This window comes from Clostridium algoriphilum, from assembly GCF_020443705.1.
GTDB classification, from domain to species: Bacteria; Bacillota; Clostridia; order Clostridiales; family Clostridiaceae; genus Clostridium_AD; species Clostridium_AD algoriphilum.
Map to the genome: position 1 here is coordinate 43,899 of NZ_JAIZZK010000005.1, position 15,306 is coordinate 59,204.

9 protein-coding genes, 1 pseudogene and 1 other annotated feature (1 of these 11 cut by a window edge) are annotated in these 15,306 nt (G+C 31.3%); all 10 genes and pseudogenes read left to right on the forward strand.

The annotated features are described in order from the left end of the window. Positions 1–90, forward strand: a binding site (T-box leader); it begins 129 nt to the left of the window's first position. Positions 91–216: 126 nt separating this feature from the next. The 10 genes and pseudogenes from ileS to LGK95_RS06225 all read left to right on the forward strand — a co-directional run bounded on the left by ileS (position 217) and on the right by LGK95_RS06225 (position 14,934). Beyond that, entirely contained in the window at positions 217–3,318 is a 3,102-nt protein-coding gene (gene ileS, locus LGK95_RS06180; RefSeq protein WP_226123308.1) for an isoleucine--tRNA ligase, read from the forward strand. Positions 3,319–3,371: 53 nt separating this feature from the next. Next, positions 3,372–3,707, forward strand: a pseudogene (locus tag LGK95_RS06185) (formate/nitrite transporter family protein); the annotation flags it as partial. A gap of 131 nt (positions 3,708–3,838) precedes the next feature. Continuing rightward, complete coding sequence (locus tag LGK95_RS06190; RefSeq protein ID WP_226123312.1) at positions 3,839–4,525, forward strand: Crp/Fnr family transcriptional regulator; 687 nt, start codon at positions 3,839–3,841, stop codon at positions 4,523–4,525. A 167-nt stretch (positions 4,526–4,692) separates the two neighbouring features. Beyond that, complete coding sequence (gene asrA, locus LGK95_RS06195; protein ID WP_226123314.1) at positions 4,693–5,700, forward strand: anaerobic sulfite reductase subunit AsrA; 1,008 nt, start codon at positions 4,693–4,695, stop codon at positions 5,698–5,700. After that, complete coding sequence (gene asrB, locus LGK95_RS06200; protein WP_226123316.1) at positions 5,701–6,492, forward strand: anaerobic sulfite reductase subunit AsrB; 792 nt, start codon at positions 5,701–5,703, stop codon at positions 6,490–6,492. A 13-nt stretch (positions 6,493–6,505) separates the two neighbouring features. Further along, on the forward strand, positions 6,506–7,453 hold the full coding sequence (asrC, locus tag LGK95_RS06205) for a sulfite reductase subunit C (protein WP_226123317.1): 948 nt from the start codon (positions 6,506–6,508) through the stop codon (positions 7,451–7,453). A 130-nt stretch (positions 7,454–7,583) separates the two neighbouring features. Continuing rightward, positions 7,584–8,582: a LacI family DNA-binding transcriptional regulator gene (locus LGK95_RS06210; RefSeq protein WP_226123318.1), complete on the forward strand. Its 999-nt coding sequence runs from the start codon at positions 7,584–7,586 to the stop codon at positions 8,580–8,582. A gap of 121 nt (positions 8,583–8,703) precedes the next feature. Continuing rightward, positions 8,704–12,768, forward strand: a complete 4,065-nt coding sequence (locus tag LGK95_RS06215) for an AAA domain-containing protein (RefSeq protein WP_226123319.1) — start codon at positions 8,704–8,706, stop codon at positions 12,766–12,768. Positions 12,769–12,884: 116 nt separating this feature from the next. Continuing rightward, positions 12,885–13,349: a hypothetical protein gene (locus LGK95_RS06220; protein ID WP_226123320.1), complete on the forward strand. Its 465-nt coding sequence runs from the start codon at positions 12,885–12,887 to the stop codon at positions 13,347–13,349. Between the two features lie 517 nt (positions 13,350–13,866). Next, positions 13,867–14,934, forward strand: a complete 1,068-nt coding sequence (locus tag LGK95_RS06225; protein ID WP_226123321.1) for a mannose-1-phosphate guanylyltransferase — start codon at positions 13,867–13,869, stop codon at positions 14,932–14,934. The last annotated feature ends 372 nt before the right edge of the window (positions 14,935–15,306 follow it).

Genomic DNA, 15,306 nt, shown 5'->3' on the forward strand with positions numbered 1-15,306 from the left:
CGTATTTCTGCGTTAAAGAATAAAGTATAACTGTACTTGAATCTACATTTATTATATAGGTGGTATAACGAATTTAACTTCGCCCTATTTAGGGTGGAGTTTTTTTATATTTAAAAAGATAATTAAATTAATATCCAATAAATTTTAATTATCTTTCAAGAAAGTTCCTTGCATCTAATAGTTACTACTAATTGAAATAGGGAAAGGAGTTTTATTATGTACAAGAAAAATGATACTTCGAAAAGCTTTATGGATATAGAGAAAGATATACTAAAGCTTTGGAAAGAAAAAGATATTATCCAAAAGAATTTTGATTTAAACAAGGGAGGAGAATCCTTTACATTTTACGATGGTCCACCTACAGCCAATGGGAAGCCACATATAGGTCACGTTTTAACAAGGGTTATGAAGGATTTAATTCCGAGATATAAGGTAATGAAGGGATATAATGTCCCTAGAAAAGCAGGTTGGGATACTCATGGGTTGCCAGTAGAGCTTGAAATAGAAAAGAAACTTGGAATTACTGGAAAACCTGGTATAGAAGCTTATGGAGTAGAAAAGTTTGTTAAAGAATGTAAGAGTAGTGTTTTTAGTTACGTTAATATGTGGAGAGAAATGTCTGAGAGAGTAGGATACTGGATAGATATGGATAACCCATATGTAACTTATCATAATGATTATATTGAATCCGTTTGGTGGGCACTAAAACAAATGTGGGATAAGGACCTATTATATAAGGGTCATAAAGTAATGCCTTATTGTCCGAGATGCGGGACTTCATTATCTTCTCATGAAGTAGCTCAAGGATATAAGGATGTAAAAGAAATGTCAGCATACGTAAAATTCAAAGTAAAAGGTGAAGATAAATTCTTACTAGTTTGGACTACAACTCCTTGGACACTTCCAAGCAACGTAGCACTAGCAGTGAATAAAAAATATGATTATGTTGAAGTAATTCAGGAAAATGAGAACTTAATACTATCGAGAGACTTATTAAGTAAATTAGAAGGTGAATATGAGCTGGTACGTGAATTTAAAGGTGAAGCTCTTTTAGGACTTGAATATGAACAAATGTTTGACTTCTACACTCCAGAAGATAAAGCCTTCTATATAGTTCATGGAGATTTTGTAACTCTTTCCGATGGTACAGGGATAGTTCATATTGCACCAGCTTATGGTGAAGACGATAACTTGCTTGGGAAAAAATACAATTTACCGCTTATTAACTTAGTTGACGTAGAAGGAAAGTTCGTAGAATGTGTTACTCCTTGGAAGGGTATTTTTGTAAAAGACGCTGATGCTAAGATATTAGAATATTTAAAAGAAAACAATGTCTTATATAAAGCAGAGAAATTTACGCATTCATACCCACACTGTTGGAGATGTGATACACCACTTTTATATTATCCAAGAGAAAGCTGGTTTGTAAGAATGTCTTCAATGAGAGACAAACTTATAGAAAATAACAATAAGGTTAATTGGATGCCAGATAACGTAAGATCAGGAAGAATGGGAAAATTCCTTGAAGGAGTTATAGATTGGAGTATAAGCAGAACAAGGTATTGGGGTACTCCACTACCAATATGGGAATGCGAATGCGGACATCGCGAAATGATAGGAAGTATAGCAGAGCTTAATGAAAAGGGAATAGATGTGCCAGAAGGTATTGAGCTTCATAAACCATATATCGATAAGGTACATTTAAAATGTCCGAAATGTGGCAAATCAATGACTAGGGTAGAGGAAGTTATAGATTGTTGGTTTGATTCAGGATCAATGCCATTTGCTCAACACCATTATCCTTTTGAAAATAAAGAATTATTTGAAGCAAACTTTCCAGCGCAGTTTATCTCAGAAGCGGTAGATCAAACAAGAGGATGGTTCTATACATTACTTGCAATATCTACTACTGTGTTTGATACAAATCCATTTGAAAACTGTATAGTACTCGGTCACGTTTTAGATAAAAATGGACTTAAGATGTCTAAGCATAAAGGGAATGTGTTAAGTCCGTTTACAGTGCTTGAAAATCAAGGAGCAGATGCTTTAAGATGGTATTTTTATACTGCAAGCGCACCATGGTTACCATCAAGATTTTATGAGGGTGCAGTTATTGAAGCACAAAGAAAATTCATAGGAACGCTTTGGAATGTATATTCATTTTACGTTCTATATGCTGAAATTGATAACTTTGACCCAACTAAATATGAAGACTTTGAGCCTGAAAATATTATGGACAAATGGATGATGTCAAAACTTAACTCATTAGTTAAAGATATAGATGAGCATTTAACAAACTATAGAATAACTCAAGGAGCTCTTGAACTTGAAGATTTTGTTGATGAGCTTTCTAACTGGTATGTAAGACGTAATAGATCAAGATACTGGGTAGAATCCCTTACAGATGATAAGATAGGCGCTTATATGACGCTATACAAAGTTATCACAACTTTTGCTAAAATATCTGCACCATTTATACCATTTATAACAGAAGAATTATATCAAAACCTAGTAGTTGCTTTTGACAAAAGTGCACCAGAAAGCATTCACTTATGTGCTTGGCCTGAGTATAGAGAAGATCAAGTAGATAAAGCATTAGAAGAAGAAATGGATATGGCATATAGAACAGTTAAACTAGGAAGAAGTGCAAGAAATGCTGCTAATATAAAGAACAGACAGCCACTTTCTAAGATGCTAGTTAGTTCTAAATCTCTTCCAGAATATTATGGGCATATAGTAAAACAGGAACTTAATATTAAGGAAGTAGAGCTAGGAGCTGATCTTTCTAAGTATGTTAAATTTGAAATAAAACCAAATTTGCCAGTGCTTGGTAAACCATATGGTAGATTAATACCAGGAATAAAAAAAGCTATAGGAGCTATGAACCAAATGGAACTTGCTCAAACTATAAATAATGGCGGAGTAGTTACTATAGATGTAAATGGAACAGAAATAGAACTTAACAGTGAAAAACTACTTGTTACAATGCAAGGGCTTGAAGGTTATGCATTTGCTGGAGAAGGTGAAATGGGAGTAGTATTAATTACTCACATAACGCAGGAGCTTAAAGAAGAAGGTAACGTACGTGAAATCTTAAGCAAAATTCAAAACTTGAGAAAAGAAAGTGGATTTGAAGTTGCTGATAAGATTAGAACATATGTATCTGGAAACGAAATGCTTCAAAGTGTAATAGCGAAATTTGAGGATCAGATTAAAAGAGATACTTTATCCGTAGAAATTGTATATAACGAAGAAAGAGAATATACGAGCGTTAGAATAAACGGTGAAGACTTACAATTAGATTTAGTAAAATTATAAAAAATAATAATTTTGGAAGTATGTGATATTAGTCACATACTTTTTTTTATTACTTTGTGGGCTCGATAGTTCTTGCATTAATGTTTGTAGGAGCAGGCCTTGCAAAAGGTAGCACAGCAACATTTATTTTAAAAGCTTCACAAGTGAAATTGGCAGCACCAAGTATGGAATTATTTTTTAAAGGATTACTTTGTAACATGCTAGTATGTTTAGCCGTATGGAAGTATATGATACATATTACAATAAAGCTATTAAAGATAAGCAGAGCAACATTATATAGACACATAAAAGATATGAAATATAAGAAAGTAGTTAAACTAACGAACTTTAGCTATATTAATGGGTACAACAATCTATATAAATTATATACGAACTTTTGCTTAACTTAATACGAACTATCATATATAATAGAGGTATGTATAAAAAGAAACGTAACAAATTATGTAAAATAAAATAGCAATAATTTTAGTTGTTGAAGCCAACTTTAGATTATAAAATGAGGTCATAAGGAGAGTTTAAGATGTCACAAATAACGCTTAAACAGTTAAAAGATATTCCTTTGTTTGAATGCATTGAGGATAAAACTTTAAATTTAATAAGAGTGAGTGTTATCATAAAAAAACTTAAAAAATCACAAATATTATTTGCTGAAAGGCAGAGCATGAGTGTTATATACATAGTCCTTGAAGGAAAGGTAACCATGTACAGGTTATCGGAAAGGGGCCAAAAAAGAGTTGTTTATATCTTAAACAAAGGTGAAATCATAAATGAGGTAAATTTAGATGAATGCACGTCATCTATAAATTGTGAAGGATTCGAAGAAAGTGAAATTATAAGCATAGCAACTGAAGACTTACTTAAAATTATGAAGCAGGATTTTAAACTCACAGAAGTAATGCTTTGCTCTATGAGTAAAAAAATAAGAAGGTTATACAGACAAATTAAGAATACAGTGCCTACTAGAATGGACAAAAGGGTGGCGGCGAAGCTCTGGAAACTCTCAAAGGACTATGGAGTAGAGATACAAGAAGGTATTCTAATTGATGTTAAGATAAGCATAACTTATTTGGCGGATATGCTAGGCAGCTCTCGCGAAACAGTTTCAAGGGCAGTAAAAGAACTTGAAATAATGGGCATGGTTAAAATTGAAAATAGAAAATTCATAGTGAATAGGGAAAAATTAAATGAGTATTTTAAAAGTGTGTGATGAATGTCACATACTTTTTTTTTTATTCCAATTACAATGAATGCAAGTAGTTGTAGATTTACTATTTATAGTGAATTAATTCACAAAGTTAATCTGTTAACAAAGTTGATTTATTAACAATGATCCATAATTAAATAAAAATTATTACAATGGAGGTGGTTACATTTATGGGCTTTAAGTTAAAAATAGAAAAGTTTGATGAGTATCTTTACGAACTGAGAGATAAATATAAGATATATGCACCAGTAATTATTAAGGGAAAAGGAACTTTTGCGAACACGGATACGATTAGATATGAAGAAATAAACAGTATAAAACAAGTAGAGTTTGATATGAAATCAACTTTTTCACCTAAGGAAATAATACTTCCGATTACTCAAACGTTATTTTACTTTACTGAAAACGAATGCATGGAGCCGAAACAAGAGGAAAAGAAGATAATGATTTTTTTAAGAAGTTGTGATATTCATGCAATGAAAAGGCTAGATGAGGTTTATTTAAAAAACGGGAACGAAGATTGTTATTACAAGGATTTAAGGGACAAAGTTAAATTTGTGCTTATGGGTTGTAATGAAAGTTTTGAAAATTGTTTTTGTGTTAGCATGGGATCAAATAAAACAGAGGATTATGACATGTACACTAAAATTGAAGATGATGAGGTTTTTGTGGATTGTAAATCCGAGGAACTGATGAATTATTTTAATAAGGATAAAGAGTGCACACTAGTGGTTGAACCAGAATATGTATCCAGTAATGTAATAAAGGTTACCATCCCTGAAAACTTAGATCAAAGAGTATTTAAATCTAAAATGTGGGATGAATATTCTCAGAGGTGCATTGCCTGTGGAAGGTGTAATTTTGTCTGCGGTACATGTAGTTGTTTTACTATGCAAGATATTTTTTATAAAGAAAATAAGAATGCAGGAGAAAGAAGACGTGTTTGGTCAGCTTGTCATGTAGACGGTTTTAGTGATATGGCTGGTGGGCATGGTTTTAGGAAAGACAAAAAAGATAGGATGAGATTTAAAATTATGCATAAGGTTTATGATTTTAAAAAGAGAGTTGGATATCATATGTGTATAGGTTGTGGTAGATGTGATGATATATGCCCTGAATATATATCTTTCTCTAGTTGTGTTAACAAACTAAATAAAGTTATGGAGGAGGTGGATTAAATGAAGAATATATATATGCCTTTTAAATCTAAGATACTTAATATAAGTAAGCATACAGAAACTGATTATACATTTAGAATGGAATTTATAGGCAATGTAAAGCCAGGACAATTCTTCGAAGTATCCATACCAAAATTTGGAGAGTCTCCTATATCTGTTAGTGAGATAGGGGGGGGTTATGTAGACCTTACAATAAGACGTGTAGGTACTGTTACAGATGTTATCCATAGCTTTTTTGTAGGAGGAACATTATTTTTAAGAGGACCATACGGAAATGGTTTCGATGTTAACATTTATAAAGATAAAGAAATTATTGTAGCGGCGGGTGGAACTGGCCTTGCACCTGTAAAGGGAATAGTAGATTATTTTGCAAAACATTCCAATGAATGCAAAAGGTTTAATTTAATGGCAGGATTTAAGTCGCCTGAGGATATTTTGTTTAAAGAAAATTTTAAAAATTGGGAAAAGAGTATTGGTGTAACTTTAACTGTTGATAGTGCTACGAGTGGCTACGAAGGAACTGTAGGACTTATAACAAAATATATTGAAGATATCCCAGTAGATAACATGGATGAGGTACAAGTTATTGTGGTAGGTCCTCCTATGATGCTTAAGTTTACAGTAGCTGGATTTATAAAAAAAGGGGTAAAAGAGAAAAACATATGGGTATCTTACGAACGCAAAATGTGTTGCGGAGTTGGAAAATGTGGACACTGCAAAATTGATGATACGTATATATGTTTAGAGGGACCTGTTTTTAACTATTTGGATGCAGTTCATCTAGTAGATTAGGGGGGAGGATATTATGGATATAAATACTAAATCACTTAAAAAAAATGCTTTTAGAATAACTAAAAAAAGAGGGAAAACCGCAATTAGAATAAGAGTTCCTGGGGGTCATATTGAAGCTAAACACTTAGCAGTACTGCAAGAGGTAGCGGAAACCTATGGAGATGGAAATATTCACATATCTATAAGACAAGGTTTTGAAATACCCAACATCGATATAGATAAAATACCAGAAGTAAATAAGATGATTCAGCCAGTTATAGATGGTCTTGAAATAAATCAAATTTCTCCAAACACTGGCTACTCAGCTGCAGGTACTAGAAATGTATCGGCATGTATTGGCTCAAATGTCTGTCCTTTCGCAAACTATAATACTACAGAATTTGCGAAAAAGATTGAAAAAGAGATTTTTCCTAATGATTATCATGTCAAGGTAGCTTTAACAGGGTGCCCTAATGATTGTATTAAAGCTAGAATGCAAGATTTTGGAATAATAGGCATGACTGAGCCTCAATATGAAGCATATAGATGTATAGGATGTAAAGCTTGCTTAAATAACTGTAAATTAAGAGCTGCAGATGCACTTAAAGTGGAAAATTTTAAAATAGTAAGGGATCATGACAAATGTATTGGCTGTGGAGAATGCATCGGTAAATGCCCAACATCAGCCTGGAGTAGAAGCTGTGAGAAATATTATAAACTCGTAATAATGGGAAGAACAGGCAAAAAAAGCCCTAGACTTGCACAAGACTTTATAACTTGGGTGGACGAGGAAAGTATAGTAAAAATAATAAAAAACACATATTCATACATTGAAAAATATATGAATAGTGATGCACCAGGAGGAAAAGAGCATATAGGGTATATTGTGGATAGAACAGGATATCCAGTGTTTAAGGAATGGGTTTTAAAAGACGTAACACTTTGCGAAAAAGCTAAGGTTAAAGAATATATTAATTGGTAATAATAAAAAGTATGCAGTAAATATAAACTGCATGCTTTTTATTCGATAGGTTATATATTAATGAGCACTTGAAATTTAAAGGTTTTATCGATATAATGATAAGATAAGAAAATAGTAGGAGTTGAGAAAAATGGCTGCTTCAATAAAAGATGTCGCAAGAGAAGCGGGAGTCTCTATTGCCACAGTATCTAGAGTTTTAAATGATATAGATGTGGTAAATGAAGACACTAAGAAAAAGGTAAAAGATGCAATAAAAAAATTGTCATATAGGCCAAATATAGTTGCTAGAAGCTTAAAAACACAAAAATCTAGCACAATAGGAATAATTATACCGGATATATCAAATGAATTTTATCCTGAAATAGTTAGAGGTTGTGAGGATGTAGCTAATATTTATAATTATAATATTATGCTTTGTAATGCGGATTTAGACGTAGATAAAGAAATGGAATCTTTAAGAATTCTTAAAGAGAAAATGATAGATGGAGTTATATATATGAGTAATTCCATAGAAAATAACGTTATAAGTCTAATAAAAGAACTTGAAATGCCAACAGTTCTTGTAGAAACTACAGATGCTGGTGGTATATTCCCAAGTGTTACCATTGATAATGTAATGGCAGCGGCAGATGCAGTAAAATATTTGATAAATAAGGGCAACAAAAAAATTGCATATGTAGGTACATCTATAGATAAAGTGAATGCATTATCTAAAAGGTACGAAGGATATACCAAAGGACTTTCAGAAATGGGAATAGACATTGATAATGAATTAATATACCTCGGTGGAGTTAAGGCTAGAGATGGATATACAGGGATTAATACAATACTTGATAAAGGCAAAAAGATGGATGCTGTATTCTGTGCTAGTGATGAAATAGCTATGGGAGTAATAAATGCATTAAGAGATAAATCTATTAGAGTTCCGGAAGATATAGATGTTATGGGTTTTGATGATATTTATTCGGCTTCAATATTCTATCCTAAATTAACTACAGTATCTCAACCGATGTACGACATGGGTTCTGTAAGTATGAGAATGCTTATAAAATCTATAAATAATCTAACGGTTGATGAAAAACATTTTGTATTACCTTATAGAATAGTTGAAAGAGATTCCTGTAAATAAATAAAAGCCTTATTAAAACCATATAAGTTTTAATAAGGCTTTTTACATTATCCACTAGTAGTTAAATTAAATGGGGTAATTTTATTGATGCCTAAGTTAACAAGTTGGAAGGAGAAAAGCTTTGAATATTAATAAGAAAGTAGAAAAAATATTTTCATATTTATTAAGTATTAAAAATATGAATCAAAAAACTATAAGAAATGTTAATGAATATGAAAAAGTATATTGGCAAAAAGATCTTGAAAAGATTAGTGGATGTACTTTTAATTGTGATGAAAATAATGATTATTGGTTAAGCATAGATGAGAGAGCTGAGAAGTTATATAGTCAGTTTCAAAAAACATATTTGAGGCTGGAAAAAAATAGCGAAGATTTAGAGATAATTTGGTCGAATGGACTATTAACATGGGAAAAAGAAGATAAAAAGATTGCTCATCCTATTTTTACAACTAAAATGGAGATAAAATTTGATTCGAAAAAAAAGAAATTTATTCTAAAGCCATATAATAATCAAACCAATGTTGAACTAGAATTTTTAAATGAATACTTAGAGGTAAACTTAGATAGTTTACTAAATATTAGGAATAAAGCAAAAGATATGGCAATGGACGTTAGAAATATTGAAATGGCCTCAAAAATATTTGAAGAGATAGCAATTCTTTTAAATGCTCATAAGGATGGTTTTTATACTGGTGGACTAAGTGATGAGTCTGATATAAAATTTCAGGATAATATACAATTCTACAACGCTCCTTGCATCATACTTCGAAAGGTAGACACAAGACTTTGGAACATGGAATTAAATGAAGTGCTAGCACAAATAAGAGCAGGATTCCCTATACCGAAAACCATAGAAGCGTTGGTTTCAGAGGAAGAAATAATACAAGATAATGAGGATATTAAAGAATGGTCAGAGGTAGGAGAAGATGTATTATTTCCTTTGCCTGCAAATGAGGAGCAGATGGAAATAACCAAAAAACTTGCTGAAAACTTTGGAATTGTTGTACAGGGACCGCCAGGTACTGGCAAAAGCCATTCTATAGCTAATTTAATATGTCATCTTTTGGCACATGGTAAAAGAGTACTGGTGACAAGTCAAACAGATAGAGCATTAAGGGTTTTGTCTAACAAAATACCAGAAGAGGTTAGGGCTTTGTGCATTAGCATATTAGGAAATGACACTAAATCATTAGAAGAATTGGACGAGTCTGTCAGAAAAATAACAGAAAACTTATCCATGGACACCAAAGAATTACGTAGTCAAATTAAACTTTTAAAATATAAACACAATAATTGCCTTGAAATCCAGAAATCTTTATATAAAGAACTAAAATGTATTGAAGATAGAGAAAATGAAAAGGTAGAATATAAGGGTCAAAAGTATTCTCTAATGCATATAGCTAAATGGGTTAAAGATAATGAAAATAGTAATGATTGGATAACAGACAAGATTGATTTTAATAAAGAAAACCCTCTAACAACGTTGGAGTTTAAAAATTTAATTACATTGTCGAGAGAGATTACAAAAGCACAAATCAATGAAATAAATAACATAGAAAAGTACATAAAGATATTGCCAAAGGAAGAAAGTTTATGTGATAAAATAGAAGAATTATTTAAACTAGAACAGATGCAATATGATTATAAGAATAATATCAAAGACTTAAATAATGTTAATTCTATAGACTATGGAAACAGAAGATTACTAAAACTTGTAGATAATGCTATAGAAAAATTTGTATTGATTGAGAATAGCTGGCTGAATAGCGTAATGACTCAATATTACTCAGACATTGATTCACAAGGCTTGTGGCAACAATTAGTACATAAAAGTAGTGAATGCCTAAAAAGCATAAATAAGTGTAAACAAGAATTAAATAATCATAAATTAGAGTTAACAAGTGGTGTTGATATAAACAAATTTAAAAACGATTTTGATGTTGTAGCAAAAATAATTAGTGATAAAGGCAAAGTGGGAATTCTATTTAAATTGCTTCATGGAAGTCTAAAATATATATTTGAAGGTTGTAGAGTTGATTATGAGTTTATAAATGACGAGAAGCAGATAATAGTAGTTAACTTGTATATAAAGTTAAAGCTTTTAGAAAGAGAACTTAAAAATATTTGGAACAATACAGTAAAAGATTATGGTGGAAAAATTATAGACGATTTGGATGTAAGCTACGTAAGTGAGATATCCAGTGATATTAGGGGTATTGAAACAATTATTAATTGGGACAAAGAATTTAGAAATAATATAATTAATTTTTTGCCAGACAAGAATTTAACCAATAGTTTCATGTGGCATAAAAAAGAATCATATGTTTATCTTAAAAATGCATTTGAGAGCTTAAGACTTATAAATAAATATGATAGATCTTGTAGTGAAATAGAAGAAATAAAGAAAACATTCAATAGCGAAGGGTGCTTAGGAAGGTTGCATAAATCTATAGACATAAGAAACATTGATGATGTGCGAGCGATTTATATGGAGATGGACAACCTTATGAAGGAATCTGATAAGGCGCAAGCATTATCAGAGTTAGAAAAGAAATTAGGATTATGTTGCCCAGAATTACTTATTAGCATCATAAATGATGAAGATAAAACCCTGTACAATTTAGAAAGTTTAAATTGGGGAAAAGCATGGCAGTGGAAACAATGGAATGAATTCTTGCTCAAACTGGAGGAGGATGATGTAGAAGCCTTAGAGAAAAATATAGCCCAAGAAAAAATTAAAGAAAAGATTATTATAGGTGAGCTTGTTTCTAAAAGAAGTTGGTTTAATCAGATAGAACGTACTACAGAACCTCAGAAAAGAAGCCTATTTACTTGGATGGAAGCTATAAAAAGGATAGGAAAGGGCACGGGAACTCAAGCAGTAAAGTATAGAAAAATTGCCCAAAAGGAAATGGAGAATTGTAAAGATGTAATCCCTGTATGGATTATGCCAATTAATAGAGTCATGGAAAATTTAAAGCTTACAGATAACCTATTCGATGTGGTAATTGTAGACGAGAGTAGTCAAAGTGATATATCGGCTATAACGGTTTTAATGAGGGCTAAGAAGGCAATTATTGTAGGAGACGAAAAGCAAATAAGTCCAGAGGCCATTGGAAAAGACCATGTTGTAGTAGAAACTTTAATAAATACATATTTAAAAGACATTCCACATGCAGAATGGTTTGATTTAAAAACAAGCTTATACAATACCGCCCTAAGGGTATTCCCAAGTAGATTATTACTAAAGGAACACTTTAGGTGCGTGCCAGAGATAATTGGATTTAGTAACGAATTGTGTTATTCTAATGAAATAATACCTTTAAGGCGTATAGACGCTAAGGAAAAAGTTGGACCATTTATAGTAACATCTAAAGTTACGCTTGGACTCAAGGATGGAACTAAGGCTATAAATGTAGCCGAAGCAGAGAGCATTGTAGAGAAGATATTAGAGTGTTGTAGTAACGAGAGGTATAATGGGATGACTATGGGCGTTATATCGCTTCTAGGCGATACTCAAGCTGAATTAATACTGAGTATGTTAGTAGAAAAGCTTGGCATGGAGGAAATACTGCAAAGAAGACTCATATGTGGAGATGCTTATTCCTTTCAAGGGGATGAGAGGGATGTAATGTTTTTATCTATGGTTATTGCAAATAATGCTAAATTTGCAGCTCTAACCAAAGGATCAGATATAAGAAGATTTAACGTAGCGGCAAGCCGTGCACGGAATCAAATGTGGCTATTCCATTCGGTTGATTTAGAGGATCTTAGCAATAAATGTGTTAGGTACTCCCTATTAAAATATTGCATTCAAGAGAATGAATCAAAGGAAGAGATTGAATCTTCAGAATGTTTATTACTAAATGATTTTGAGGAGCAAATAAGAAGTTGCATAAAGGAAAGTGGATATGTACTTACACCAAAAGTTAAGGTAGGGAAATATACTATAGATTTTGTTGTAGAAACAGATCTACATTTATTGCGTAGTGATCAACTATATAAAAAAATTGCAGTTAAGTGTATCGGAATGAGCGAGGATGAAGATTATAATTGGAAAAAACAATATGAAATGCAAATGTGTCTTGAAAGAGTGGGATGGGAGTTTTATAAAATACGTGCCAGTGAATTCTATAGAAATCCTAGCTTGATTATGGAGAGATTGATACAAAAATTAAATAATTAGGATAGATAAGAAATTTAGATTTATGTAATTTCTCGTTTTGATATTCATTATATAATTATCATATAGTTAACAATAATATAATAATAGTATAATTTTTTAATAAGAGGGTGAGAGGAATGACTAGCAAAGTGGAAAACATGATATGGATGATATGGAAAAATGACGAAGGACAATCATTTAAGATAGGAGAACTAAGTAAGAGAACTGAAAAATATTATTTTAAATATGATATCGATGGCGTGAAAAAGGCAGGGGAATATGGCTTCTCTCCATTGCCTTATTTTCCTAAAGTAGATGCAAAGTATTTTCGAGAAGGACTATTTCGTTCATTTTCAGAGCGTCTGCCATTACACGGAAGAAAAGACATAACTTCTATTTTAAAGGAATATGACATTGAAGAATATGATGACCTTGAATTATTAAAAAGAAGCGGAGGAAAAATGTCTACAGACAGCTTTGAATTTATTTCACCTTTTAACGAGGAAACTAATGAGATAGATCAAGTAAGTAGTACTTTGCATAAAGAAAGCAATGAAATAGATAAAGAAAGTAATATTATAGATGATAAAATTGATGTTTAGATGATATGAATAATTAAAGTAAAAAGTGTGTAGGATGAAAAATATATTTTTCATCCTACACACTTTTTATTTTTGAAAATATAATGATGATAAGAGATAATTATAAAATATTAAAAGTGTTATATTTTATAATATTAAATTTTGGGGCATATTATAAATTCTGTTAAAGAAGCATCTGATTTTTTCTTATCCGCACTAGGAGGTTGCTTATCATTATCTTTCTTTTCGTAATTTCCTATAGAAATGGATAATTATCTAAACTCTCCAAAGTAATTTTCATCAGGCATATTATTAATATGGGAAGGTGGGGATTTAGGAAACATATTCTAATTCTTCCTTTCACAATATATTTTTAAAAAGCTTATGTTAAAATAAAAATACTTTTCACTATATATGGTGGTTAAAAGTCTATTTAATTATGCAAAGAGTAAATGTAATGTAACAACATTATAAATTATTTTCACAACATAGGCATATGTTTCATAAAATAAAATGAGTAATAATTTGGGGTGGTATTTTGTTATACGTACTAATATTAGCAGGTGGGAAAGGAACAAGACTTTACCCACTATCTCGTGCACAAAACCCTAAGCAGTTTTTGAATATTATTAATAATAAGAGCTTTTTAAGAAGCACTGTGGATAGAATAAAATGTTTAGTTGGCAATGAAAATATCTATGTAGTTACTAATGAAGAGTATTTTGAAAAAATTTGTAATGAGCTACCAGAAATCAACAAATCGAATATATTTGTTGAACCTAGTAATAAAGAAACTGCTACTTGTATTGGTCTATCTGCTGCCAAACTATTAAAACAGGATAAGGAAGCAACCATGATAGTGCTACCTTCTGATCATTATATAGAAAATGAAAAGGAGTTTAAAGAAACTGTTTTGCAAGGAGTAGAAATTGCTAATAAGAAAAGAGGGCTAGTCACCATAGGTGTACAGCCCACAAGACCAGAAACTGGTTATGGTTATATAGAAATGGGAGATAGGGTAAATGGTGATATGCCTACCTTTAAAGTAGAAAGATTTTTAGAAAAACCTAATGCTGAAGTAGCTAAGGATCTCTTATTAAAAGGAAATTTCCTTTGGAACAGTGGTATGTTTGTATGGAGAGCAGATGTGTATTTGCGTGAGATGGATAAATATTTACCTAAGATGTATAAGCGTTTAATGACTATATATCAAGCATTAGAAACTGATGAAGAAAGTGATACGATTAAAGAACAGTACAATGAAATAGATGGAATTTCAGTGGATTTTGGTATAATGCAGAAAACTAGAAAGGCATTTGTTATAAAATGTGAGTTTGTGTGGGATGACATTGGAACATTTGCATCGCTTTCAAGATTTTTAAACAATTTACGTGGTAACAATGTTTTAGGTAATACATTTATGGAAGAGAGTGAAAACTGCTCAGTATTTGGTAAAGATAGACTGATAATTGGTTTTGGTATAAAAGACCTTATAATTGTTGATGCAGGTGATGTTATATTAGTTATGGATAAGAATAAGGATCAAGAAATTAAGCATTTGGTTAATGAACTAAAAGAATGCGAAGAAACTGAAAAATTCATATAAATTAATTTTAATAGGTTCCACCCATAGGTGGGGCTTATTTATGTCATGTAAACTTAGGACATAGAATACATAAAACAAAGATTGTAGATAAAATTAAATCAGAAAAAATTAAGTGATAAATACAAGGAGCATACCAAGGCTAGTGGTTTAAAGAATGATATAGCAATAATCTCATATTAAAGTATGAATAAGTGAACTGTTAATAGGTTTATTTTCCATGTAAAATATTATTAAGAAAAATGATGGGTATACACTACGAGATTGCAATATATCTTTACAAAACTATTTAAAAGCTATATAATTAGCATTAAATTGAAATTTAAATATGGATAAGAGTCATAAAGTTTGGAATTATATGCAGCAGCTAAAGAT